This window comes from Sneathiella sp. (genome assembly GCF_029233945.1).
Lineage (GTDB): Bacteria > Pseudomonadota > Alphaproteobacteria > Sneathiellales > Sneathiellaceae > Sneathiella.
The window spans coordinates 51,113-75,794 of the sequence record NZ_JARGOQ010000012.1; the positions used below are offsets into that span (position 1 = coordinate 51,113).

At 55.3% G+C, this 24,682-nt stretch carries 26 protein-coding genes and 1 tRNA gene; 16 read left to right on the forward strand and 11 right to left on the reverse strand.

Annotation, left to right across the window (positions count from 1 at the left end):
- The first annotated feature begins 32 nt into the window (after window positions 1–32).
- From P1U71_RS06005 to P1U71_RS06020, 4 genes are all read left to right on the forward strand, one after another.
- Window positions 33–1,043 carry an NADP-dependent oxidoreductase gene (locus tag P1U71_RS06005; RefSeq protein WP_301104657.1) on the forward strand — a complete coding sequence of 337 codons (1,011 nt, stop codon included), beginning with the start codon at window positions 33–35 and terminating at the stop codon, window positions 1,041–1,043.
- Window positions 1,044–1,146: 103 nt separating this feature from the next.
- Window positions 1,147–2,382, forward strand: a complete 1,236-nt coding sequence (locus P1U71_RS06010; RefSeq protein WP_301104658.1) for a potassium/proton antiporter — start codon at window positions 1,147–1,149, stop codon at window positions 2,380–2,382.
- Window positions 2,383–2,495: 113 nt separating this feature from the next.
- Window positions 2,496–4,085 (forward strand): peptide chain release factor 3, encoded by a 1,590-nt coding sequence (locus tag P1U71_RS06015; RefSeq protein WP_301104659.1) that lies wholly within the window; start codon window positions 2,496–2,498, stop codon window positions 4,083–4,085.
- 24 nt (window positions 4,086–4,109) lie between these two features.
- Window positions 4,110–4,595 carry a YajQ family cyclic di-GMP-binding protein gene (locus P1U71_RS06020; RefSeq protein WP_301104660.1) on the forward strand — a complete coding sequence of 162 codons (486 nt, stop codon included), beginning with the start codon at window positions 4,110–4,112 and terminating at the stop codon, window positions 4,593–4,595.
- A 4-nt stretch (window positions 4,596–4,599) separates the two neighbouring features.
- Here the strand turns inward: P1U71_RS06020 and P1U71_RS06025 are convergent, their stop codons facing one another.
- From P1U71_RS06025 to P1U71_RS06045, 5 genes are all read right to left on the reverse strand, one after another.
- Window positions 4,600–5,109 (reverse strand): histidine phosphatase family protein, encoded by a 510-nt coding sequence (locus P1U71_RS06025; protein WP_301104661.1) that lies wholly within the window; start codon window positions 5,107–5,109, stop codon window positions 4,600–4,602.
- 22 nt (window positions 5,110–5,131) lie between these two features.
- Window positions 5,132–6,028 carry an MBL fold metallo-hydrolase gene (locus P1U71_RS06030; RefSeq protein WP_301104662.1) on the reverse strand — a complete coding sequence of 299 codons (897 nt, stop codon included), beginning with the start codon at window positions 6,026–6,028 and terminating at the stop codon, window positions 5,132–5,134.
- A gap of 80 nt (window positions 6,029–6,108) precedes the next feature.
- Window positions 6,109–6,585 (reverse strand): hypothetical protein, encoded by a 477-nt coding sequence (locus P1U71_RS06035; protein ID WP_301104663.1) that lies wholly within the window; start codon window positions 6,583–6,585, stop codon window positions 6,109–6,111.
- 280 nt (window positions 6,586–6,865) lie between these two features.
- Window positions 6,866–7,303, reverse strand: a complete 438-nt coding sequence (locus P1U71_RS06040) for a hypothetical protein (protein ID WP_301104664.1) — start codon at window positions 7,301–7,303, stop codon at window positions 6,866–6,868.
- A gap of 302 nt (window positions 7,304–7,605) precedes the next feature.
- Window positions 7,606–8,043 carry a hypothetical protein gene (locus P1U71_RS06045; protein WP_301104665.1) on the reverse strand — a complete coding sequence of 146 codons (438 nt, stop codon included), beginning with the start codon at window positions 8,041–8,043 and terminating at the stop codon, window positions 7,606–7,608.
- A gap of 293 nt (window positions 8,044–8,336) precedes the next feature.
- On the opposite strand from P1U71_RS06045, the gene P1U71_RS06050 reads away from it, so the two are divergent.
- From P1U71_RS06050 to P1U71_RS06080, 7 genes are read left to right on the forward strand one after another with little or no spacing between them, the layout of a single operon-like run.
- Window positions 8,337–9,098, forward strand: a complete 762-nt coding sequence (locus tag P1U71_RS06050; RefSeq protein WP_301104666.1) for a DUF3365 domain-containing protein — start codon at window positions 8,337–8,339, stop codon at window positions 9,096–9,098.
- A 28-nt stretch (window positions 9,099–9,126) separates the two neighbouring features.
- On the forward strand, window positions 9,127–11,874 hold the full coding sequence (locus P1U71_RS06055) for a response regulator (protein WP_301104667.1): 2,748 nt from the start codon (window positions 9,127–9,129) through the stop codon (window positions 11,872–11,874).
- Window positions 11,871–12,248 (forward strand): response regulator, encoded by a 378-nt coding sequence (locus tag P1U71_RS06060; RefSeq protein WP_301104668.1) that lies wholly within the window; start codon window positions 11,871–11,873, stop codon window positions 12,246–12,248. Before P1U71_RS06055 ends, P1U71_RS06060 begins: the two co-directional genes overlap by 4 nt.
- The gene (locus P1U71_RS06065; protein ID WP_301104669.1) at window positions 12,245–13,291 is read left to right on the forward strand and encodes an adenylate/guanylate cyclase domain-containing protein; all 1,047 of its coding nucleotides are present in this window, start codon (window positions 12,245–12,247) and stop codon (window positions 13,289–13,291) included. Before P1U71_RS06060 ends, P1U71_RS06065 begins: the two co-directional genes overlap by 4 nt.
- 41 nt (window positions 13,292–13,332) lie before the next feature.
- On the forward strand, window positions 13,333–13,746 hold the full coding sequence (locus P1U71_RS06070; protein ID WP_301104670.1) for an ester cyclase: 414 nt from the start codon (window positions 13,333–13,335) through the stop codon (window positions 13,744–13,746).
- 44 nt (window positions 13,747–13,790) lie between these two features.
- Entirely contained in the window at window positions 13,791–14,228 is a 438-nt protein-coding gene (locus P1U71_RS06075; RefSeq protein WP_301104671.1) for a hypothetical protein, read from the forward strand.
- 34 nt (window positions 14,229–14,262) lie between these two features.
- Window positions 14,263–15,819, forward strand: a complete 1,557-nt coding sequence (locus P1U71_RS06080) for a CYTH and CHAD domain-containing protein (RefSeq protein WP_301104672.1) — start codon at window positions 14,263–14,265, stop codon at window positions 15,817–15,819.
- A gap of 12 nt (window positions 15,820–15,831) precedes the next feature.
- Here the strand turns inward: P1U71_RS06080 and P1U71_RS06085 are convergent, their stop codons facing one another.
- The 6 genes from P1U71_RS06085 to P1U71_RS06110 form a co-directional block, all read right to left on the reverse strand.
- Window positions 15,832–17,151, reverse strand: a complete 1,320-nt coding sequence (locus P1U71_RS06085) for a GAF domain-containing sensor histidine kinase (RefSeq protein ID WP_301104673.1) — start codon at window positions 17,149–17,151, stop codon at window positions 15,832–15,834.
- A gap of 517 nt (window positions 17,152–17,668) precedes the next feature.
- A complete protein-coding gene (locus tag P1U71_RS06090; protein ID WP_301104674.1) occupies window positions 17,669–18,106 on the reverse strand; it encodes a VOC family protein in 438 nt (145 codons plus the stop codon).
- Between the two features lie 27 nt (window positions 18,107–18,133).
- Window positions 18,134–19,618, reverse strand: coding sequence for an alkaline phosphatase D family protein (locus tag P1U71_RS06095; RefSeq protein WP_301104675.1), 1,485 nt, complete (start codon window positions 19,616–19,618; stop codon window positions 18,134–18,136).
- A 210-nt stretch (window positions 19,619–19,828) separates the two neighbouring features.
- Complete coding sequence (locus P1U71_RS06100; RefSeq protein ID WP_301104676.1) at window positions 19,829–20,272, reverse strand: hypothetical protein; 444 nt, start codon at window positions 20,270–20,272, stop codon at window positions 19,829–19,831.
- 401 nt (window positions 20,273–20,673) lie between these two features.
- Window positions 20,674–20,750 (reverse strand) — tRNA-Pro (locus P1U71_RS06105).
- Window positions 20,751–20,861: 111 nt separating this feature from the next.
- The gene (locus P1U71_RS06110) at window positions 20,862–21,884 is read right to left on the reverse strand and encodes a polyprenyl synthetase family protein (protein ID WP_301104677.1); all 1,023 of its coding nucleotides are present in this window, start codon (window positions 21,882–21,884) and stop codon (window positions 20,862–20,864) included.
- A 117-nt stretch (window positions 21,885–22,001) separates the two neighbouring features.
- Between P1U71_RS06110 and P1U71_RS06115 the strand changes: the two genes are divergently transcribed.
- The 5 genes from P1U71_RS06115 to P1U71_RS06135 all read left to right on the forward strand — a co-directional run.
- The gene (locus tag P1U71_RS06115) at window positions 22,002–22,220 is read left to right on the forward strand and encodes a DUF2007 domain-containing protein (RefSeq protein ID WP_301104678.1); all 219 of its coding nucleotides are present in this window, start codon (window positions 22,002–22,004) and stop codon (window positions 22,218–22,220) included.
- A 2-nt stretch (window positions 22,221–22,222) separates the two neighbouring features.
- Window positions 22,223–23,035, forward strand: coding sequence for a methyltransferase (locus P1U71_RS06120; protein ID WP_301104679.1), 813 nt, complete (start codon window positions 22,223–22,225; stop codon window positions 23,033–23,035).
- Between the two features lie 41 nt (window positions 23,036–23,076).
- A complete protein-coding gene (locus P1U71_RS06125) occupies window positions 23,077–23,940 on the forward strand; it encodes a S49 family peptidase (RefSeq protein ID WP_301104680.1) in 864 nt (287 codons plus the stop codon).
- 32 nt (window positions 23,941–23,972) lie between these two features.
- Window positions 23,973–24,194: a hypothetical protein gene (locus P1U71_RS06130; RefSeq protein WP_301104681.1), complete on the forward strand. Its 222-nt coding sequence runs from the start codon at window positions 23,973–23,975 to the stop codon at window positions 24,192–24,194.
- A gap of 88 nt (window positions 24,195–24,282) precedes the next feature.
- Window positions 24,283–24,682 (forward strand): glycine--tRNA ligase subunit alpha (locus tag P1U71_RS06135; RefSeq protein ID WP_301104682.1); only part of this gene is annotated, 400 nt, incomplete at its 3' end.

Here is a 24,682-nt window from a genome sequence, read left to right on the forward strand (position 1 = left end):
TGGCAGGAAGCAAACTAAGCAGGGAAAACATCATGCCGACACTGAACAAGCAATATCGTCTCGCCGCACGGCCCGTTGGCGTCCCGAAGGACAGCGATTGGGAATTTACCACAGAAGAACTGCCGGAAATCGGCGCGGATGAGGTGCTGGTGAAAATTCATTATGCCTCTCTCGATCCGGCCATGCGCGGCTGGATGAACGAGGGGCGCTCCTATATCCCGCCGGTCAGGATTGGCGAGGTGATGCGTGCCGGAACTGTGGGCGAGGTGATTGCTTCCAACAGCCCGGATTTCAAGGTTGGCGATTTTGTAAGCGGCACCCTCGGCATTCAGCAATATGGCAAGGCGCTCGCGAAAGACCTCACCAAAGTCGATCCGAACCTCGCGCCGATCGAGACATATCTCGGCGGTCTCGGCATGCCGGGCCTGACAGCCTATTTCGGTCTGCTCGATGTGGGCGCGGTGAAGGAGGGCGATACAGTGCTTGTCTCCGGTGCGGCCGGGGCCGTCGGCTCCCTTGTTGGGCAGATTGCGAAAATCAAGGGCGCGCGCGCCGTCGGGATCGCGGGCGGAGCGGAGAAATGCGCCTATGTGGTCGATGAACTCGGCTTCGATGCCTGCCTCGATTACAAATCGGGGACCTTCATGCAGGATCTGAAGGAGCCGCTGAAAAGTGGTGTTGATGTCTATTTCGATAACGTCGGCGGGGAGATTCTGGATATCGCGCTTGCGCGCATCAACCGCCATGCCCGCATCGTGATTTGCGGCGCAATCTCTCAATATAACAACACGACACCGATGCGCGGACCGCAAAATTACATCAACCTTCTGGTGCATCATGCCCGCATGGAAGGCTTCGTGGTTTTCGATTATCTCTCGCGCTATGGTGAAGGCGTGAAGGAGTTGGCGACATGGTACTCCGAGGGCAAGCTCAAATTCCGCACCCAAACAGAGACGGGCATCGAGAATTTCCCCGCTGTTCTGCTCAAGTTGTTTAAGGGCGAAAACACCGGAAAACTGGTTCTGAAAGTTCTAGACGACTGACAGATAAGCGTTTTTCACGTATGATAGAGGCGTCGCCGATTTACGGCGACGCCTTTTCTCTGTAGGTTGCTACAGAGGCGTTGCGTAGTGTGAAAGACGGACCATGGAGTCGCTCGAGTTAATCCTGATACTGGTATCCTTCCTTTTTCTGATCGGTTGTCTGTTGACGCCCATCGCTGATCGGTTGGGCGCGCCTTTTCTGCTTCTTTTCCTCTGTATCGGGATGCTCATGGGGGAGGATGGCCTTGGCGGGGTCCGCTTTGATGATTTTAACCTCGCCTATAATATCGGGTCCATCGCGCTGGCCTTGATCCTCTTCTCCGGCGGTCTTGATACCAGCCGGGAGATTTTCAGGAAAGCCGCCGCGCCGGCCAGGGCGCTGGCCACTTTCGGTGTGGTGGCGACGACTGTCATCATGGGTGCGTTGATCCATTTCCTGTTTGACCTGCCGCTTGCCCTTTCGCTGCTTCTGGGCGCAGTAGTCGGATCGACCGACGCCGCGGCAACCTTTCTTCTGCTGCGTCAGCGGAATATCAAGCTGAAAGACGGTTTGGGTGAGACCCTGATGGTCGAGGCGGGGATCAATGACCCGATGGCGATCTTCCTGACCATTACCATGGTGGCGATTGTCGATAACGATTTACCGGTCGATCTGCCGACGCTGATCAGCTTTCTGCCGGAACTCGCGCGGCAGCTAGGCTTAGGTTTGGTTGCGGGTATTGTCGGCGGTGTTGTGACCGCGTTCCTGATCAACCGGGTCAAGATGCCGGTCAGCCTGTTCGCACCCTTCGCCATGGCGTCGGCCTTGCTTCTCTTCAACCTGACCGCCCTCGGAGGGGGCAGCGGGTTTCTCGCTGTGTTCATTTGCGGCGCGGTTTTGCGGGACCGCATGACCCATCAGACAGAACGGGTCCGCCAGTTTCATGATGGCCTCTCCTGGATATGCCAGATCGTTCTCTTCCTGATGCTGGGTCTTCTGGTGTCGCCGACCGACGTGATGGCCCATATTCCGCTCGGCCTGGGGGTCGCGGTTTTGCTGATCTTTATCGCCCGACCGCTGGCGACAACACTCTCACTGACGCCGTTCCGCATCGGCTGGCGGCAGCAGGCGTTCGTCGGCTGGGTGGGCTTGCGCGGTGCGGTGCCGATCTTCCTCGCTATTATCCCGGTGATCAGCCCGGGCCCGCTCAGTTCGGGCTTTTTCGATGTGGTTTTCGTGGTGGTGGTTGCCTCCCTTTTCCTGCAGGGCTGGACACTCTCGCTGGTGGCGGGCTGGCTTGGCCTGATCGCGGAACCGGAGGAGGAGCCGTCGCTGCCCCTCGGCGAAGGCAAGGATTGATTTTTACCCTAAAAGGCCTTATTTAAGCGCCAGCCCGCGATGGGGAATTTCCCCTTCGCTGGCTCTTTTTTAATCCCGTGATGGATGAACCCGCGCGGGGATCAGGACATATCATGACGACGTTGGAAGAACGGGTCGCCAACCGGCGGACCTTCGCAATTATCGCCCATCCGGATGCGGGCAAGACGACGCTGACCGAGAAGCTGCTATTGTTCGGCGGCGCCATTCAGCTTGCCGGCGCGGTGAAGACGCGCGGGGAGCAGCGGCGCGCGCGCTCCGACTGGATGAAGGTGGAACGCGAACGCGGCATTTCCGTGGCCTCCTCCGTCATGACGTTCGATTATCGCGAAAAGACTTTTAACCTGCTCGATACCCCGGGCCATGAGGATTTCAGCGAGGATACCTACCGCACGCTAACCGCGGTCGATAGCGCCGTCATGGTGCTGGATGGCGCGAAAGGCATCGAGAGCCAGACCCGTAAACTGTTCGAAGTCTGCCGGCTCCGCGATATGCCGATCACGACCTTCATCAACAAGTTTGACCGAGAGGCGCTGGACCCGTTCGATTTGCTGGATGATATCGAGCAGACCCTCGCCCTCGACGTGGTACCGGCGAGCTGGCCGATTGGTATGGGCCGGAATTTCCTGGGCTGTTATGACCTGTTTAACGACCGGCTCGTGTTGGTCTCGAAGGGGAAGGGGAACCATCTCGACGAGGGTGTCACTTGTAACGGGCTTGATGATCCGAAACTCGATGAACTGCTACCCGCCATTGAGGTTGCCAAATTGCGCGAAGATATCGAAATGGTGCGGGGCCTCTGCCCGGAATTTGATATGCAGGCCTATCTGGACGGCACGATGACCCCGGTCTATTTCGGCAGCGCGATCAACAACTTTGGTGTTGAAACTTTGCTCAACGGCTTGACCGAGACAGCACCGAGCCCGCGCGCAGCGCCGTCGGCGGGGCGTGATATTTCTCCGCTTGAGAACAAGGTTAGCGGCTTTATCTTTAAAATTCAGGCGAATATGGATCCCAAGCATCGCGACCGCATCGCCTTCATGCGGCTTGTGTCGGGCCATTTTAAGCGGGGCGCGAAGCTGAAGCATATCAGAAGCGAGAAGACGCTTAATATCCATAACCCGGTGCTCTTCCTCGCGCAGGATCGGGAACTCGCGGAAGAAGCCTGGCCCGGCGATATCATTGGCATCCCCAACCACGGCAATCTGCGCATCGGCGATGCGCTGACCGAGGGGGAAGAAATCCGCTTTACCGGTATCCCGAGCTTTGCGCCGGAGCTTTTGCAGAAGGTCCGCCCGGTTGATCCGATGCGGGCGAAACATTTGGGCCGGGCGCTGATCCAACTCGCGGAAGAGGGCGCGGCGCGGACTTTCAAAACACGGATGGGCTCGGACTGGGTGGTCGGTGTTGTCGGTGCGCTGCAGTTTGAAGTGCTGGCGGATCGTATCCGCACGGAATATGATATCCCGGTTAATTTTGAACAGACCGAGCTTTATACCGCCCGCTGGGTTGAATGCGATGATGCGCGGGAGATGAAGAAATTTCTCGATGGCAATCAGGCATCGCTCGCAGAGGATCATGACGATGCGCCGGTATTCCTCGCGCGGAACAGCTGGCATCTGGAACGGGCAGAGAAAGACTGGCCGAAAATCAACTTCCTGAAGACGAAAGAACAATCCGCCTGATGCGCGGAAACGAAGGAGAAACCCATGCCCTCATTTGATATTGTCTCGAAAACAGAAATGGCGGAAGTCGATAACGCGCTGAATAACATTCGCCGGGAAATCGAGACCCGCTATGACTTCAAGGGCAGCAACTGCACGGTCGAGCGGGCGGAGCAGGCCATCACCATCCATGCGGATGATGACCTCAAGCTGAAACAGATGCATGAGCTGCTGGCGACGCATTTGACACGCCGGAAAGTCGATGCCGGGGTTCTGGACTATCAGGCGCCGGAGAAATCTGCCGGACAAAGCGTCCGGCAGGTGGTGATCGTCCGGGAAGGCATCGATAAGGATCTCGCAAAAAAGCTGGTAAAAGAGATCAAGGGCTCCAAGGTCAAGGTGCAGGTTGCCATTCAGGGAGATGAGCTTCGCGTGACCGGCAAAAAACGCGACGATCTGCAGGAGACCATCGCCTTCTGCAAGGGCCTTAAGCAGGAACTTCCCCTGCAATATGTGAATTTCCGCGACTGAGACGTTACGGCATCGGCCCGAAGGTCCGGTGGGTGATCTTCGGCGGGCCTTCTTCATAAATCTGCATGATGGCAATCTCGCCATATTTGTCGGGTTGGCGGTCGCGGCCGCCGAGCTGCCCGTAGATGCTCTGCAGGTTATCCGTATTGCCGACCCACATCACCGCCTTGCCGGGATTTTCCGTGATCAGCCGTTCGGCGACATTGCTGACATCGATCACTTTGAGCTCGATCCCGCGCTGTTCGATCAATGGCATCACTGTATCAATATTGCGCTTCTTGTCGGGGCTGTAGATCACGTCGATATCTAGATCAGCGACGGCGGCGGGCAAGGCCTCAGCGCGGGCGATGCCCTTTTCATTGAGGTCGGTCGCAAAGGGGATGCGGTCTGCGTGACGCAGGAGAATGACAGTCGTTGTCGTGCCGGGTGGGGAGTTGACCGTGCTGCAGGCCGCGAGCAGTCCGAAACTGACGGCGATCAGGCCGAGAGTGACAATCCTGCGTCCGATGCTCATGACGTCCCCCTTCAACTTAATTCTAACCGAGACTATAATCCGAGGTCTCCGAGGGTGTTCCCTCGGCCTTGATCTCCCCCTCATTCACCATATGCAGGATATGTGCATAGACCGAGCGGGCGGCGGCGGGATGCAGGTTCTCAGGCACATCCGTATACATTCTTTTCACCATGTCGGGGATGGCCATGGGGCCGGAACTCAGGCATTTGCGGATCTGGTCCATGCGTTCCTGCCGGTGGGCGATCAGGGCCTCGACAAAGGGCTTTGTCTCCGTAATCGCGGGGCCGTGGGTCGGCCAGTAGGTGTCATAGTCAAAGCCGAGCAGCTTATCGAGGCTTTGCATATACTCGCTCATATTGCCGTCGGGCGGGGAGACGACCGTGGTCGACCAGCCCATCACATGATCGCCGGTAAAGAGGGTGTTTTCTTCGCGCAAACCAAAGCACACATGATTTGAAAGATGCCCCGGCGTATGGACGACATCGACGGTCCAGCCGTTGCCGAGGATGACATCGTTATCTTCGAGCTCGATGTCGGGCACGAATGCCATGTCGCCGCCTTCTTCCAAGCCTGATTCGAGCTTGCCGCCGCCATGGGGCCCAAAGCCGTAGGTCTTCGCGCCGGTCAGCTGCTTCAAGGGTTCAGCGGCGGGAGAATGGTCGCGGTGGGTATGGGTAATCAGGATGTGGGTGACCATCTCCCCCTTCAGCGCCGTCATCAGGGCGCCGACATGTGCCCCATCCAGCGGGCCCGGATCAATAACCGCGACCTCGCCACGCCCGATGATATAGGTGCCGGTGCCGTGAAAGGTGAAGGCGCTCGGGTTTTTGGCGACTACCCGGCGAATCAGCGGGCTGAGATCCTCCGCCACGCCATATTCAAACTCCAAGTCTCTTCTGAACGGGACTTTAACTGCCATGATCTTGCTTTCCGGTTTTCAGCAATTGTACTGATAAGAACCGGAGCAGCAACAGGAAGTTTCATCAAATGCCGGAGAATTTAAGCCCGGCTGGAAAAATTCGCCAACCCGAAGGAAGAAATCGACGGTTTCGAGAGGTTCGGAATTCTCGAGAAAACGAAGTTTTTCGCTTCGTCCATGCAGATCGTTGACGTTAACTGCAAATCGATATCTTTCGTGTCGGCTACCGCATGGGACAGTTGAACAATGCTGCGATATCCGGCTTCATTAGTAACGGAAGCTGCTACCACGCGCGTTATGCCCGCTTTGATAAAAATATCACCAAATATAAGCATATCGTCGTACGAGATTTCGTCCTCATAGCCGGCGCGATTATCAAAGATAGCAAAGAAATTGGAGGAGGGATTGGTTTTGAGTGTCTTCCGATAGACCGGTATGCGGTGCTCGCGGCTGACCGGTCCCAATGCTGTCATGAAATTGATATACTCTCCGCCGTATTCCCGTGTTTCATAGCTGATATTGGCGAATGCTCCTGAGGAGACTTTATGTCCTTGCATCTCGTTTCTCGCATTAAATAATGATCTCCAAATTAATACAGACAGTTACTAATACTTTGTGAACGAGTTATCACATAATTCAGATTAATGTAATATCATAAATTCTAAATAATTAATTTTAATATTCATATACTATGTATACTATTACTTATTTATACTAAATATTTCTTACATATCTAAGAATCTAAGAGAATAAATACTTGATTTCATGAGTGAATGAAGATCGACCAGGCGGCATCGACGTACTTGAACATGTCTGGAATGTCCGGAGTCAGGGTAATCATCCGACGCGCGCGAGGGTCTCGATCCGCGACAGAATGAAGTTTTCCGCATCCGTCATATTCTCTGAAAATTCCGTATGTGATTCCAGGGTTTTGACTTTGGCAACCGCGCGGGCCAGCTTGAGGATATTGTCATACCCAAATTCCCTAGTGATGATGGCGCCGTGAATCCGTTTAATGCCGGCATCCAAAAGAATGTCAGCAACGATCTGCATATCATCATAGGAGAAGTTATCTTCATGGCCGCGGCGGTTGTCGAGAATAACGAAATAATCCGCAGACGGATTATTCTCAAGCGTCTGGTAGTAAAAGGGGATGCGGTGTTCACGGTTGATCGGTCCCATCACTTTCATGATGTGGATATGCTCGCCGTTATACTCCCGGGTTTCATAGTCAATGTTGGCAAATGACCCCGAGGAGATCTTGCGTCCTTTCATCACAGTTTCCAAATTAGTCAATGTTCAGTCGTCTCAGGATAAATAGGCAATCACCCGGCAGCTATTCCCGCCCGGAGAATGCCGTGTTTGAGCGATTAATTATGGAAAAAATAGTTACTAGCTATCAGATGATTTCCGTTAATATAACATTCTGGGCGGGTTTCAAATTTTCTGGAAAGCGTCTTTCAAATTCCATCACACCCAAGGGCATATGCCCGACAATGTCGGTCGGGACAGCAAGCCCGCAGACATATAGTAGACGCTCTTAATATACAATAGGTTTTTTTAAGAAATAAAACGGGCTAGTTTTCTTTTACGCACTCATCCATCCGTAGGAGAACAAATTTCTCCGCTGTCGCGAAATCGGGGCTCGAAATCGCCTCAACCTCCAAATCCTTCGTTATTGAGATTGCCTTGATCAGCTTGATGATTTTATCATAGCCAGGATCTTTGGTGACGACAGCATAAATGAAGCGATTGATGCCATGTGAGACGAGCATGTCGCCGAAATTGGACATGTCCGCCATGGAAAGAAGGCTCTCCTTGCCTTTGCGATTATCCAGAATGCAAAAATAGTTGCCTGATTTGGTCAGGGCTAATGTCTTTTCATAAACCGGCACACGGTCTTCCTTGTCCAGTGAGCCGCTCTGCGTCACGACATGCAGGAACTCTCCCCCGCATTCCTTCGTTTCATACTTGATGTTCGTGAAAGAACCGGACGCTACCTTACGCCATTTCATGTAATACCCTTTCTACACCCTTCTGACTGCCGCCTCCCTGCAACACCGGACAAAACCAAAATATATATGCCGCGATATTAATGGAATTCAAGGGGCGTTTCAAGCATGTCCGCATTCCCCGTTTCGATAAAAGCATGGTTTTTCCGGGCGAGGATTTCCGATCTTGCACAAAGGGAAGCTTTACGGATTGACCGGGAATTGTTAGGCTTTCGCTCTTGGAATGCCATTCGTTGTTTGGCGGTCATTTGGTGACAAACAACCTTCAAGATTGAATCCGGAATAGGGGACGTAAAATGGCTCGGATAGGACAGTTGAAACTATTGGCGACCCTGCTGTGGGCCTTGTTTCTGGTCCTGCCGTCGGCGGCCCTCGCCGAAGACAAAACCGGCGAATATGACATTGCGATTGATTTGGCGACCATGTTGCAGTCCGCCCGCTCGATTATCGGGGAAAACCAGGATCTTATTAATGATCCCACTATCGGCGACAAGGGGCTCACCGCGGAAGTCGTACGGGCGCGGGCGCTTGAAAAATTCACGGTGGCCAAAGGCGGCACCCAGCCGGACTTATCGGGTGGCGATCTCAGGAGCCGCCTCCTGAAAGCTCAGATTGAGGCAATTTCCAAGGTGATAACCGAGCATCAGGGCACCATCAACCAGCCCGGTGTCGCCTTCAAAGGTTTTGTGCCGGCGGTTTTTGCCCGTCTGGTGAATGAAGAATTCAAGCAGGCGATGGGCGAAGAGGCGGAGGTGAAAGTCACCGCGCCGCCGGAACTGATCCGCAACCGCAAGGCCCGCCCCGATGATTGGGAGGTTGAGGCCATTCGCAATGATCTGTCCGCGCCGGGATGGGAGAAGGGCGCCATCTTCTCCGCTGAGGCGGCTAATCGCGGCCGACCGGCCTTTCGTGTTCTTGTGCCGGAGTATTACGGACAGGGATGTCTCGCCTGCCATGGGGCACCGAAGGGCGAACTTGATGTGACGGGTTATCCGAAAGAGGGGGGCAATCTCGGCGATCTTGGCGGTGTGATCAGTGTAACGCTGTACCGCAACTGAACCGGTCGCCCGGAAGGCGGATATCCTGATGAGCAACTTTTCCATTCTCACCCGATTATCGATCCTGAGCGTGGCGCTTCTGGCAATCCTGATCGGATCGAACCTGTTTCTCGATTACCGCCTGACGCAGAATGCCAAGACAATCGCGAGCGAGGCGGCGCTCGTTGGCCGGATAACCACTGCCAATGCCGCCAGCAAGTCCTTTGGCGATTTGAAATTCTGGCTCGCCGACCTTGCGGTTAGCCTACTTACCCTGTCAGAGCGCAATGCAGATGCGGCGCTGAAATCCCTGACGACCAGCCTTGAGGAGTTGAAGGAGTTTGATCCCGAAAGGGTGGCCCTGATCAAACAGGAGCTTGACCTGTTGATGAACGAGGCCCTTCTCGCCGTTGATGCCTATACGGATGAGCGTCGCGTGATCGGAAATTCCCTGATGGCCAAGGCGCGCGTACATATCCAGACAATCGATGGGCATCTTTCCAGTATTGTGGATGAACTGGAGGCGGAATCGCGTGTGCGCAGCAGTGCCGGTCTTGCCTCTGCCCGGGATGCGGTCAGCCTCTCTCATATCATTATCATCGTCGGTGCTCTCATTGGGTTGCTGCTGACGTTCCTCGTGCTTCGCTCAATCCGCACGCCGCTCTCACGGATTGTTACGGCCATGCGGGCCATCACCAAGGGAGACTTGACCGCAGAGGTGCCTCCCGCCGGACGCGATGAAATCGGTGAGATGGCCAAAACCCTGTCCCTGTTTCGCGATAGCCTGATCGAACGGGACCGGCTGGCAGCAGAGTGGGAGGAAGCGCAGGCCGAAGCCCGGAATGCTCAAGAGAAGCTGCTTGTGGCGATTGAGGCGGTGACCGACGCCTTTGCCCTCTATGACACCGAAGACCGGCTGGTCATTGCCAACAGCAAATATAGTGAAATGTATGAGTATCTCGGGTTGAGCATCGAAAAGGGCATCCGCTATGAAACGATCATTTCCGCCGCTGTGGACAAGAAAATGATCGTTGCGGCTCAGGAAAACTCTGATCAATGGCTGAAAGAGCGAATTGAGCGCCACCGCAACCCGACGGGCCCATATGAACATTTGCGCGCCGATGGAAAATGGCTCCGGATCAATGAACAGAAAACAGCGGATGGGGGCGTCGTCGGTGTTTTTACTGACATAACGGAGGCCAAGGCACGTGAGACGGAACTTGGCGAAATGGTGGATCGGCTGGCCGAGGCGCGCGATGTGGCAATGAAGGCGACGCAAACAAAGAGCCAGTTCCTTGCCAATATGAGCCATGAACTCAGAACGCCGCTCAATGCCGTGATCGGCATTACAGAGATGCTGGAAGAAGACGCGATCGAGGATGAGGATGAGGATATGATCGAGCCCTTGCAGCGGATCAGCCGTGCGGGCAAGCATCTTCTCAAGCTGATCAATGATATCCTTGATCTGTCCAAGATCGAGGCCGGCAAGATGGAACTGCATGTGGAAAGCTTCGATCTTGCTGCCGTTGTCCGGGATTGTGTTGATATGGCCGGGCCGCTCGCCACGCCCAACAATAATACAATCGATGTCAGCCTGCCGGATGATCTGCCGTCCATGACCTCCGATGTGACGCGGGTCCGGCAGGTTGTCTTCAATCTTCTCAGCAACGCCTGCAAATTTACGGAAAACGGGACAATCGGTATTTCGGTTAGTCGGGCGGCGGGTGATATTATCAAAATCGATGTTTCCGACACGGGGATTGGTATGTCGCCTGAACAGCTTGAGCGCCTGTTCAGTGATTTCTCTCAGGCCGACAGCTCGACCACCCGTAAATATGGCGGCACGGGGCTGGGCCTCGCTATCTCGCAGCGCTTCTGCCGCATGATGGGCGGAGATGTCACCGTGGAAAGCACGCCGGGGACGGGTTCCGTCTTTCGTGTCAGTCTGCCGCGGCAGATTTCATCGGAGGAGGAGAGCGGCCCGATGGAAGGGGCGCTCTCAAGCGCGCCGACGGGAGGGGAGCTTGAGGGGAATGTCGTGTTGGTCGTCGATGATGACCCGGTTGCCCGCGATATCCTGCGCCGTTTCCTGGAAGCGGAAGGCTATGACGTTGCCACTGCCGTCGATGGGGATGAGGGGCTTGAGAAGGCGCGCACCCTTTGTCCCGCCGTAATCACGCTGGATGTGGTGATGCCGGGGAAGGATGGCTGGACACTGCTCCAGGAACTTAAGGATGATCCGAAGCTTAAGGATATCCCGGTATTGATGGTATCCATCGTCGATGACAAGCATAAGGGCTTTTCGCTTGGCGTTGCCGACTATATGACCAAGCCGGTCGACCGCAAGCGCCTGTTGACCTTGTTGGAGCGGTACAAACTCAATGGCAATGGCGGCAATGTGCTGATCATCGAGGATGATGGCTCGACCCGCCAGTTGATGCGTCGGATTTTTGTAAGCGAAGGCTGGCGGGTGCGCGAGGCGGTGAATGGTCGGGCCGGTCTGCAACTCGTTAAGGACGCCATTCCGGACTTGATCCTGCTCGACCTGATCATGCCGGAAATGGATGGTTTTGAATTTGTTGATTCCCTGAAAGCAGTCCCCGAGGCAAAGGGGGTACCGGTGGTTGTCATCACCGGGGCAGACCTGTCCGACGACGACCGTAAGCGTCTCAATGGCGGGGTTGAACAGGTTATCAAGAAATCAGCGGACGGGGCGCCAACGTTCCTCGATGAAGTCCGCCGATATGTGGGTCAACACCTGATTGCTCGTGCCAAAATGTCTGGAGAAGCAAAATGACCAAGATCCTCTATGTCGAGGACAATGAGGACAATATCTACATGTTGTCCCGCCGCCTGAAGCGCAAAGGGTTCGAGGTCGTCATCGCGAGAGATGGTGCCGCCGGGATCGAGGCGGCCCATGGCGAGATGCCCGCGCTCATCCTGATGGATTTGAGCCTTCCGAAAATGGACGGCTGGGAGGCGACGCGGCGGCTGAAATCAGATGAGACAACGAAAGCCATCCCAATCATCGCCCTGTCGGCCCATGCGCTGGAAGGCGAGCGGGAGAAGGCGCTCGATGCTGGCTGCGATGACTTCGATACCAAACCCGTCGAATTTTCCCGCCTCATGGGAAAGATTGAAGGATTTCTGGATATGGGAGGGACATCTTGATCCAGGAAGACGCCCGCATTCTGATCGTCGATGATAATGAGGATAATCGCTTTACCCTGAAGCGGCGGCTTAAAAAGATCGGCTATGGGAATCTGGAAATTGCGGTTCATGGACGCGACGCGCTGGAGAAGATGCAGGCGCAGCCCTTCGATCTTGTCCTCCTGGATATCATGATGCCGGAAATGGATGGCTATGAGGTGCTGGAAACCGTTAAGCGGGATATGCATCTTCGCCATATCCCGGTCATTATGATTTCGGCGGCAGACCAGCTTGAAAGTGTCGTAAAATGCATTGAACTCGGGGCGGAGGATTTTCTGCCCAAGCCCTTTAATGCGACCTTGTTGCGGGCGCGTGTTTCCGCCTCGCTTGAGAAAAAGGCGCTGCGCGATCAGGAGGAGGCCTACCGCGCCCAGATCGTCGCCGAGAAGAAACGCACCGATGAGTTGCTGCATGCGATCATTCCGGCCATGGCGGTGCAAGAGCTTAAACAGACCGGGATGGTGCGCCCGCGCAATTACGATGCGGTCGGCATTCTGTTTTGCGATATCGTCGGCTTTACCGCCTATTGCGACCGTAATCTGCCGGAAACGGTTGTCGCCCATCTTCAGGCGCTGATCGAGGCGTTCGAGCAGATCGTCGATGAACATCAGATGGAGAAAATCAAGACGATTGGCGATGCCTTCATGGCGACCAGCGGTCTGTTGCGCCCGGTAGATGCGCCGCTGCTGACGGCGGTGCGCTGTGGCCTCGAAATGTCCCGTGCCGCCCGGGAGATGGAGCCAAACTGGGAAGTGCGCATCGGCCTGCATTTCGGCCCCGTTGTGGCCGGAGTTGTTGGCAAGCAGCAGTTCCTCTTCGATGTCTGGGGCGATACCGTGAATATCGCCGCGCGGCTCGTTGAACATAGCTCGCCCGGCGCGGTAGCGATGACGGCCACCGCCTGGCAGGAGATACAGGATGAATGCGAGGCGCGCTCGATCGGGATCATCGATATCAAGGGAAAAGGAAAGCTTGATGTTGTCGAGGCCTTTGCCGTTCGCTGACAATATGAGCAGATGTTATGGATGCTAAACAGGAAAACGGCATGTCGTCCGATCCCGCGCTAAATCTCGTCAATCGCATGATTGAGGAAATTCAGAACGAGAAAAATCTGGCGCTTTGCGATGAATTGTTCGCGCCGGATTTTGTCAACCACTCGGCCCGGCCCGGAACATCGGCGGGGCGCGATGGAATGCGGCAGCTGTTTTCAAATATGCATGATGCCTTCCCGGACGGGCGCATAGAGATTTGCGATCAGATTTCGGACGGGCATAAAGTCTGGACGCGTAAAATCTTTTCGGGCACCCACTCGGGCATGTTCTACGGCATGGCGCCGACCGGGAAGCGAGCCAGCTATGAAGTGATCGATATTATCACCGTCGACGGCGGTTGGATAACCGAGCATTGGAGCGTTCTGGATCGCCTCGATTTTATGCAGCAACTTGGGCTTATTGAATAGAATGTGAGTGTCGGTCAAACCGGTAACAGGAAATTTTGAAACTGATGGAGAAAATGATGCACAGACGGCTGTTTTTGAAGGGCTTGGGATTGATCGGTGTTGCGTCTTCCATCGCCGCACCGAAAATCGCGTTGGCGGATGGTATGCTCGATCCGATGAACTCGAACCTTACGGGGTCCCTGTTCTACACGATGGAAGCACCGGGCCGCTGGGCCGGGAAGGAAGCCGGGCATGTCCCGATGATCGAGCGGAGTGGCAATATGATTGAAGTCACCACCGGCCATGAAATGGATGGTTACACCCATTATATTATCAAGCATATCCTGCTCGATGAAAATCTCGAATTCGTCGCGGAAACCATGTTCGATCCGCAAACCGATGCGCCAATCTCGACCTATGATATCTCCGGCATGGACACCGCGCTTTACATGGTCTCCCTCTGTAACAAGCATGACGCCTGGCTTAACAGACTGGCTCTTTAAGGGCGCTTCAAGGGTGAGTATGCGGTAATGCTCTATGTCCATGCGAGAGATTGAACTAAAGCTGACATTGTCGGAGGCGGATATCCGTGCGCTTGCGGCAAGCCCTGCCTTTGCCGAACTGACCGGCGGGAAATTCACCACGCGATTGCTCCGCTCGGTCTATTTCGATACGCCGGACGGTGCGCTCGGCCGGGAGAAAATATCCTTGCGCATCCGGGACACGGGCGAAAGCCGTATTCAAACGGTCAAGCTGGATGGCGGGCTGACAAAGGGGCTGTCGCAGACGCTGGAATATGAGAATGAGATCGCGGATGATATCCCTGATCTGAGCCTGATCAGCGACGGAGAGGTTGCGCGGCGGATAGAGGCCGTTTTGGCGGGCGTGCCGCCAAAACCATTATTTGAGACCCATATCGAGCGCACTGCCGCCCTTATCGATATCGCGGATGAGGGAACGGTGGAACTTGCCATTGATATTGGCGATGTGCGGGCCGGAGATAAACGCGCCCCGCTTGATGAGGTGGAGCTGGAACTAAAGGCGGGGGCACCCTTCATCATGCTGAGCGCGGCGGAGAAGCTTTTCGCGGGCGTGGCGGTGACGCCGAGCAAGCTGCATAAGGCGCAGCACGGGTTTTCCCTGATCGGCCTTGGTGAGAAGGAGATATCTCTCGCCCCTGCCTTTTCGGAAAAGACGGAAATCACGCGCGACATGTCTGGCGTAGAGGCGCTGCGATCCGTCGGGAACGCCGCGGTGGAGCAGATCCTGCGGAACTGGGAATTTATGCATGCCGATCCCGCGCCGGAAGGGCCGCATCAGCTTCGGGTGGGGCTGCGCCGCTTGCGGACGGCGCTGCATATGCTGAACGCGAAAAAGCTGGGGCCGGAATTTGGGGCACTTGAAGAAATGGCGCAGCGTCTGGCGGGCGTGGTCGGCGACCTCCGGGATGCGGATGTGTTGCTGGGCGATATCTACATGCCCGCCGCCGATCGCTTTGAAGAAATCCCTCAATGTGGCGCGCTTCGCGATGCACTCACCGTGCATATCGCCGAAAAGCGTAAGATTGTGCGCGAGAGCCTGTTGAGCGCTGACTGGACCCAACTGAAACTGTCCTGCCTGTTTTTTGATTTTCTGATTGATCGGGCGCTTGCGCGGGCCGGGGCCGGGGCCGGGTTTAAAGACCCGAAGATCCTCAAGCATGCGGACAAGGCGCTGGGGAAAGCCTGGCGCCGGGTTGAAAAATGGGGCGCACGGATTGATGAGCTTACCCCGGAGGAGCGCCATAGCATGCGCAAGAAGCTGAAATCGCTTCGCTATGTGACGGAGTTTTTCCTGCCGCTCTATTCGGCGAAGAAGGCAACGCCGTTCCTGAAGAAGCTCCAGCGCCTGCAGGATATATTCGGATATCTCAACGATGTCGCAACGAGCCAGCAACTGCTCGAAATCGCCGCAAATAACGAAGAAGCGGGGGAGGAGATTACCTCACAGGCCTTCCTCATCCATAGCTGGCATCTCGACCGGGCCGAGAAGGCCTGGCAGAACGCCCGCAAGAGCTGGAAAAAGCTCACAAAGACCGAGCGGTTCTGGGAGTGATTTTGTGGACGTTCAGGCCGCCTCGGGCAGAGTAAAATGAAAGGTCGTGCCTTTCTCCTGCTCGCTCTCCACCCGGATTTGACCCCGGTGAAGCTCGACCATCTCCTTGCAGAGCGGCAGGCCGAGCCCGGTTCCAATCTCTCCGTCCGTGCCGGGGGTCGTGGTCTTTTTGTCAATGGCAAAGGAATTCGCCATGATATGCGGTGCAATGCCCACGCCCGTATCCGACACCGAGATGTCGACCATGTCTCCGTTGCGCTCTGCCTTAATCTCGATACGGCCGCCGGAAGGGGTGAATTTAATCGCGTTTGAGATCAGATTGCGGATAACCAAGAGGATCATGTTCCGGTCGGCCTCAACGGTCACGTCGGGAATCTGGGTGGACAATGTCACATTCTTGCTGTCGGCGGAGGATTTCATCAAGGAGATGCTTTCCTCCACCAGACAAGGCAGGTTTAGTGGCATGGCCTGCATGTTGCCCTTCTCCATTTGAAAGCGCCCCCATTCGAGGAGGTTTTCAAGCAGTTCATAGAGGGTCTTGCTGGAAAGATTGATCATCGAGGCATATTCGACAATATCCTTCGGCGAAAGCTTGTCGACCCGATTGGCCAGAAAATCGGAAAACCCCAGAAGCGCGTTGAACGGACTTTTCAGGTCATGGGCGATAATGGAAAAGAAGCGGTCCTTGATCGCGATTTCCCGCTTCAGCTCGCTTTTCAGCAGCGCCTCGTTTTCCGCAAGCTCGACCAACTCGACGCCTTGCATCTCCAGTCGCTCCTGCGTATCCATCAGCTCCGCGATCTTGCTTTCAAGGACCTCATTATTTTTTAAGGTATTCTGGCGGGCCTTGCGCAGCTCCATCTCGTCAATGACGATGCCGGCGAGTTCCTGCATCAATAGCCTGTGATCTTCGCTCAGTTCCCGCGGTTTGCGGTCAATGGCACAGAGTGTGCCGATCTTGAACCCGTCCGGCGTGATCAGCGGCGCGCCGGCATAGAAGCGGATGGATGGAACGCCTGTAACCAGAGGATTGTCGTGAAAGCGCTCATCCTTCAGCGCATTTTGTACGACCAGAATTTCGTCATGGTGAATGGTGTGGGCGCAGAACGCCATGTCGCGCGGCGTTTCACGCACATCAAGGCCGTAATGTGATTTGAACCATTGGCGCTGTTCGTCAACCAGGCTCACCAGTGAAATGGGAACGCCGAGTGTTTTGGAAATGATCCGGGTGATACTGTCGAAACTGGCTTCCTGCGCTGTATCGAGAATATCATATTCTCTTAGGCTCTTAAGCCGTTGTTCCTCATTTTCAGGCAGTGCGGCAATTTCCATGTTGGCTTTTCCTAAAATTCTTTTTGCAACCCGGATCAGGTATGTCCAGTTGGCGTGTGTAATCAAAAAAACCTGAAGAACATGTCCGCTTAACAGGAATTCATGAATTGCGATTTTAGTTTTAAAAGGGCTAATTTTTGGTTAACGACCGCACCTGACAGTGCACAATAAATCCCGGTTGTATGCGACTTTCGGACACATCGTGAGAGGATATCGAAGCCGCTGCGGTGGAAGTCTCCGCGCATCTGTAATTGCGGACCTATTACAATGACCTAATGCATCTTAGCCGTCGAAGCTTGAGGTGGCGGAGTTCACCCCGGATGGATGTAATGGATAGTATGGGCACACCGATGCTCGCCCGCGGACGTGTCAGTTCCGTCATATTTAATATGCGGAAAACAAAACTCCGGGCGAAGTTTACCCGGCGATGACTGAAGCTCGACAGAAACTTCATGAAAGCGTGGAAGTTGAATTATTAGCGAGGATACGCTCTGCGGGCCCCGTCGATCAACACTGATCAGTTCCACTCGGCGAGTTCGACCGTAATTCCCTCCGGTCCGGTAACGAAGAAAAGCTGGCGACTGTGGAAATTTTTAAGCTCGCTCCTGACCTCGATGCCGTGGGATTTGAGATGGCTGACCATCGCTTCGGCGTCTTTCACCGCGAAGCAGATATGATTAAAACCAAGTTTGTCGAGACGGGGATCGTTCGCCGCCATCTCTTGCGCCGTCGGCGTACGGTAATGGAGGATTTGCACTTCAAACCTCGGCGTGACGCCCGGAATGGCGAGAGTTACATGGTCCGCCTCGATCTCTGGGACGCCCATATAGCCCGCGAAGGGTTCCCCGGCGATAACCACCGTCTTTTCCTGTCGGAACCCGAGAAGGCCGAAGAAATCAATCGCCGCAGAAAGGTCGCGCACGGCGACGGTGACATGGTCAAAATGGGTGATCATCAATTTTCCCGTCCTATGTGTTTTTCATTACTCAACAGGGTAGCAGGGTTTGTCCTTTCCTTCGCTCTCCCAGTTGATCCAGAGTTTGTCATCGGTCCCGAACTCCAGCGTTACATAGTTGCGCTGACGGATATACTGGTCCGAGGCGAAGGGGGTGAGCATGGAGATGCGGATATCCCGGTTTTCATCGAGATATTCCGTCCGGTCATTCGTTACCGTCATGATGCCGATCCATTGCAGGCGGCTCGGGGCGGGATGGACAATGCCGGATGAAACCACTTGATGGACCTTGCGCTGTCGCTTGCTGTCATGAATGACGCCGATGCAGCCGATATGTACATCGCCCGAGAGAATCACTGTCTTTGATTTTGTGTCGCGCAATTTCGCGTTTTCCAACAGCCAGTGGATCAGCCGGGCGCGCTCCCCCTCGTGGTTTTTGGATCGCCAGTGATCTTTAAGATCATCCGTGAGCTCTTCCTCCCAGGGGGTTATTTCAAAGGTCTTTTCGATTGCCGAGAAATCCCGGTAAACCACCGGCACGGCGGACAGCACCAGAAGATGTCCGTCTGTCGTCTTTTTCAAATACTCGATCACCTTGTCCCATTGCGCCTCGCTCATTACCCGGTCCAGTGTGCGTTCTGCCCGGTTATCGAGCGCGAGGACGTTATATCCCTGGAATTTAAGGGCGAAAGCGTAATGCTCCGCCTTGTTGTCGAGCAGGCTCGTATTAAAGCGGGAGCGGATCTGGAACATCTCGAAATACTTCTTCGCGGTCCCGAAGATATATTTGAAAACCTTGCTTTCCAGCAGGTCATCGGGAAAGCTGCCCCAGCCATCGAAGATATCGTGATCGTCCCACATCATGACCGAGGGGATGCTGGCGAGCATCCGGCTCATATGCGGATCGGTCCAGCGGGTCTGATAGAGTTTGTCATAGAATGTGTCGATCTGCGGGCGCATGGTGGTATTGGCGACGCGCGCGATCTTTTCCTTGCGGGGGAACGCGTTCCATTTCTGTAACTCGGGAACGGCGGTCCAGATACTGTCCGCATAGAGCTGATCCCCACCCATCAGGAGGAGGGAGAAGGGCGTCTCATCTTCATCATTATGTTTTTCGGCCATTTCCTGCCAGAGGCGATAGGGATCCTCCGTCTTGTGCATCAGGTCGAGAGAGGAAAAGCCGTTGCAGGAGCCATAGGCGAATTTCGGCGTCTCGGTCTTGCCCGGCACGTAAAATTCCCATTTATTGCGGTTATTGCCGCATTCCGCCGCCGCGCCATCGACCCTGATTTCATAGTCAACCGTTTTGCCCGACTTTCCCGTCGGAGCGGTGATTTTTTGCTCTCCCCGCCAGACCGTGGAGGTGGGGGTTGTACCGACTTGCTTGCAGGTTACGACATTGCCATCAACCACCCACTCCGGCTTTGGCGTATCCTCCGCAGTGGAAAAACAGACGGTATAGAGCGTATCGGATTCTACCCCCAGAACCGGCCCAACCTTCAGACGTGCCATCAATGCCTCCCAGCTGTAAATGTGCTATCAATACTCGTCTGGGATTGATACTACGCTCTGAAATTCACGCCATCAACTGTTAGCTCGACGCAAGGCGAGGAATGCCGCCCACGCCAGGAAGAGAGTCTTCCTCCTCGACGCGGGCGGTGTTAGATTCGAGGCTGCCATCATCAATCTGGCGGGGACAGCCATTGTAATCTATGATCCTGCTTACTTGATCGGCGGATAGCTTTGCTTGATCGGAATATCCGGTGCCGCACTTACTTTTTCGAGGCGGGTGATGAATGCGCTCGCCGACCCGTTGAGAAGGCGGCCTATCTGGGTCATTTCGGCTTCGGTTTCACTTAGAAGCGTAAAATTGCCACCTGCGGAGATGCCCGGAAAACTGCTGTCGTCCGGATGTTCAGCCTCGACATAGACGTAGACATTCTCGTTCTCATGCGCCATCACGGCATATTCAACGACATTGATCTTCGCCTCAACATTCCACCAATGGATTTTTATGGAGAAAACGCCCTGGTTTTCGCTTAAGAACTCGACATAGATATTCTTGCCGGTTTTGAGGCTGATTTTGCCAAAGCGGTCGATGGTCGTCCGGCTATGGGCTTCTGGAGCGAGCCAGATCGTGCCGACAAGATCTTTGGGCTCGAACATAGTTTCAGCGGCGGCCTCTTGCGGTTGGGTAAATAGTGTAAGCAAAAGCGCAGCTAAGGCCATCAATGAGCAAACATTGAATGCAATGTAGCGACGAATAGAAAAATTCATGACGTAATACTCCTTAAAATGGTGAAATTGAAGAAGCGAGATTACCCACAGAAATGAGCAAATACAATATGTATCTGTGTATGTTATCAGGATAATCAGTTCGGGATCTGCTAAGAACCCAACCCAACTGAGGAGTTCTGCAAAAGCCGCTCCCCTAAGGCACTTGCGTCAATACAAAGACTACTCAAAGTTTAATGAGATACGGCGGCAGATCGCTATTTTTCTTCAGTTCGACGTGTTTATAACTACCAATCGAAGAGGAGCCTGAAAAAAAGGAATTTGGAGAGAAATGGTCGGGGTGAGAGGATTCGAACCTCCGACCCCGTCGTCCCGAACGACGTGCGCTACCAGGCTGCGCCACACCCCGACCGTGCCGGCCCGTGGTAAGTTGGGCTCGGCGAGAGCAAGTGGGTTATAATCAGGTTTGGGCGGGTTCCGCAAGAGCGAAATGAGGATGCCGTCCAAAATCTTTTAAAAACTAGAAGGCCCGCTCGATGGAGAAATCAACGGCCTCCAGCAGGGCCTCCTTGGTCTCGCTGTCCTCAAAAATGCCGAGGGCATCCTTCGCCATCGCCCCATAGTGGCGCGCGCGCTCGATCGTATCGTCAAGCGCGGCATGTTTCTTGATGATCTTGAGTGCCTGCTCCAGATCGCCGTCCTGTTGATCGCCCTCCTCGACAACCCGTTTCCAGAAAGCGCGCTCCTCCGCATTCCCGCGGCGGAAGGCGAGGAGGATGGGCAGGGTGACTTTCCCTTCCCGGAAGTCGTCGCCGATGGCCTTGCCAAGGGCTTGCTGCTCGGCGGAGTAATCAAGCGCGTCATCGACAAGCTGGAACGCGATGCCGAGATTGCGGCCATAGCTTTCTAATGCCTGTGCCTCGGCTTTGGGGCGATCCGCCACCACGGCACCCACCTCGCAGGCGGCGGCGAAGAGCGCGGCGGTCTTGGAGGCAATGACCTGAAGATAGCTGTCCTCGGTGGTGTTGGTATCGCCGACATTCATGAGCTGCATGACTTCCCCCTCCGCGATCACGGCGGACGCATTGGAGAGGATCGACAGCACCTCAAGCGAGCCATCCTCGACCATCAGCTGGAAGGAGCGACTGAACAGGAAATCGCCGACCAGCACGCTCGCCTGATTGCCCCAGAGGACATTGGCTGTCTCGTTCCCGCGCCGGAGATCGCTCTCGTCCACCACATCGTCATGCAGCAGAGTGGCGGTATGGATAAACTCGACGCAGGCCGCGAGCTTCTTTGCGCGATCCCCCTCATAGCCGCAGAGGTTCGCCGCCCCTAACGTCAGGACCGGGCGCAGTCGCTTGCCGCCCGCCGCGATCAGATGCTTTGCCAGCGTCGGGATCAGCTCCACCTCGCTATGCATCCGCTCCAGGATGATTTCGTTAGTGTCCGCAAGGTCCGCCTCGACAATCTTGAGCAGGCGTTTCAGCGTCGCTTTTGCGGGCTGTTCTTTTCTTTCATCCAGGTTTACGATAATGGCCAAAGTCGCCTCATTCTAAAGGGTCGCGGTATCGTTTAAAAAATCCGGTTGAGCATAGCCGAAGATGGCGGCGGGTCAAGTGATGGCGGTCATATCGGGAGGAAGGCAAGGGGGAATTTCGTGAAAGAACTGATAAGGTGCAATGATCCGGTGCTGATCTCCTATATTGTGGCGATTTTGAAGGATGAAGGGATCGACGCCGTGGTGCTGGATGAGCATACCTCGATACTGGAGGGAAGTATCGGTGCGATTCAGCGGCGGATCATGGTGATCGAGGAAGATCACGCGGCGGCGCAGCAGATATTGGAGGATATCGGCGAGGCGGAGGTGAAAGGCTGAGCATGGGGCAGGAGCAACCGAATATCCCCCTCAAGAAGGCGGTCGATTACACCGATGATCATTTCTTGGGGAATGCCCTCAAGATCACGCAGCCGAAGGAAGGCTTTCGCGCAGGATCAGATGCCGTGCTGCTCGCCGCGATGATCTCGGCGAAGGCGGGGGAGAGCCTCCTTGATGTCGGCTGCGGCGTCGGGACGGCGGGCTTCTGCGCGCTTCATCGCCTGCCGGACTGCCATCTCTGGGGGCTCGAATTGCAGGGGGAGCTTGTCGCGCTTGCCCGGCTGAACGCGGAGCAGAACAGCTTTGTTGGGAGAAGCTCCTTTATCGAGGCCGATATCGGCGCGCGGACTTCCTTCGCCGGGATGGACGGCCCGGGCGGCAAGCCGTTTCTGGAAGCCGGGTTCGATCATGTTTTCACCAATCCGCCTTTTTACGGGAAAGGACGGGCGCGCAGCGCGAAGACGGAGATCAAGACGCTTGCCCATATCGAGGGGAGCGTGGCGCTCCCGGAGTGGCTGCAATTCTGTGTCGCCCGGGCGAAATCGAAAGGGACGGTCACGGTTATCCACCGCGCTGACCGGCTCGGCGATATTCTGGTCGCCCTGCAGAAGGGATGCGGACGGATCAGGGTCGTGCCCCTCTGGCCGGAAGCGGGACAGTCTGCAAAAAGGGTTATTGTGCAGGGGATCAAGGGGGATAAAAGCCCGCTGGAGCTGACGCGCGGCCTGGTGCTGCATGAAAAGGATGGAACGCCAACAGCGGCCGCCACTGCCATCGCCCGCGAAGGGGCTGCGCTCAAAAGCTTTCTGGAATGAAAAGACTTGTACAGAGCGGTTAAATCCTTACCTTTACGGCCATGAAAATAGTCAACATCCTCAAGAAGACCCCGCTCAGGCGGTTTTTCGAAAGATCGCCGCAGGTGGCCGTGTTGCCGCTCTACGGTGTCATCGCGCCCGGCGGCAACAAGCTGCGCGGCGAAAATCTCAATCTTGCCAATCTGGCGGAACAGATCGAAACCGCCTTCAAGACAAAGCATCTAAGCGCGGTGGCCCTTGCGATTAATTCGCCGGGCGGCTCGCCGGTGCAGTCCTCGCTCATCTTTGACCGGATACGCCAACTCGCCGATGAGAAAGAAGTGCCCGTCTATGCCTTTGCCGAGGATGTGATGGCGTCGGGCGGATACTGGCTCGGCCTCTGCGCCGATGAGATTTACATCAACAAGAATTCCGTCGTCGGTTCCATCGGGGTGGTCTCGGCGGGCTTCGGTTTTCCGGGACTGCTGGAGAAAGCCGGTGTTGACCGACGGCTTTATTCGGCGGGGGAGAACAAGGTCAAGCTTGATCCCTTCAGCCCGGAGAAGGACGAGGACATTGTCTGGCTCAAGAAAATCCAGGGCGATATCCATGACAATTTCAAGGAACTGGTAAAAACCCGGCGAGGCGAACGGCTTAAAAAGCGCAAAGACAAGGAACTCTTTTCCGGCGATGTCTGGATCGGCGAAAGGGCGGTCGATCTTGGTCTTGTCGACGGTATTGCCGATCTGCGGTCCTTCTGCCGCGAAAAATTCGGGGAGAAGGTCAATTTCAAACGCGTTGAGGGGCGGCAGGGCCTGCTTGCCCGAAAACTCGGGATCAGCGAGCAAAGCCTCGGTGCCGATGCGGTGGAGGCCGCGCTGCAGGCAATTCAGAGCAAGGCGGCCTGGGGCCGGTTCGGCTTATGATTCGCAAGTCTCGGAAAGGACAAGGCTGACATATGTTTTCACCGGTTAAAATTATTTTGATCGTTCTGGTACTGGTCGGCGTCTTTTTCGCCCATCGCTTCTATCGCAGCACCATCGCGCCAACCCTTGATAAATCAAGGAAGAACGGGGAATTCAAGGGGCAGTCCTCCGACAAGATGCTCGATCTTGAGGAATGCCCGCGCTGCGGCGCGTTCGTCGCCGACCTTGGCGATCACAGTTGCAAGGATAAATAGCGCAAAGCGGCCTGTGGCCGGTTGACCCTTTCGGTGCGGGGCTTTATGTTGCACCGCGAATTCTCTCAAAGCAGTGTGGTCTGTAATTATGGCGGGTAATCTGGCCTCCGCGCCGTCCAACTCCTTTCAGGATCTGATCCTGACCCTACAACATTTCTGGGCATCGAAGGGCTGCGTTATCTTGCAGCCCTATGATTTGGAAGTGGGTGCAGGTACTTTTCATCCGGCGACGACGCTGCGCGCGCTCGGGCCCGAGCCGTGGAACGCCGCCTATGTGCAGCCATGTCGCCGCCCGACGGACGGCCGCTATGGCGAGAACCCCAATCGCAACCAGCATTATTACCAGTTTCAGGTACTTTTGAAGCCGTCCCCGGATAATATTCAGGAACTCTACCTTGAGAGCATCTATGCCCTTGGCATCGACCCCAAAAACCACGACATCCGCTTTGTCGAGGATGACTGGGAAAGCCCGACGCTGGGTGCTTGGG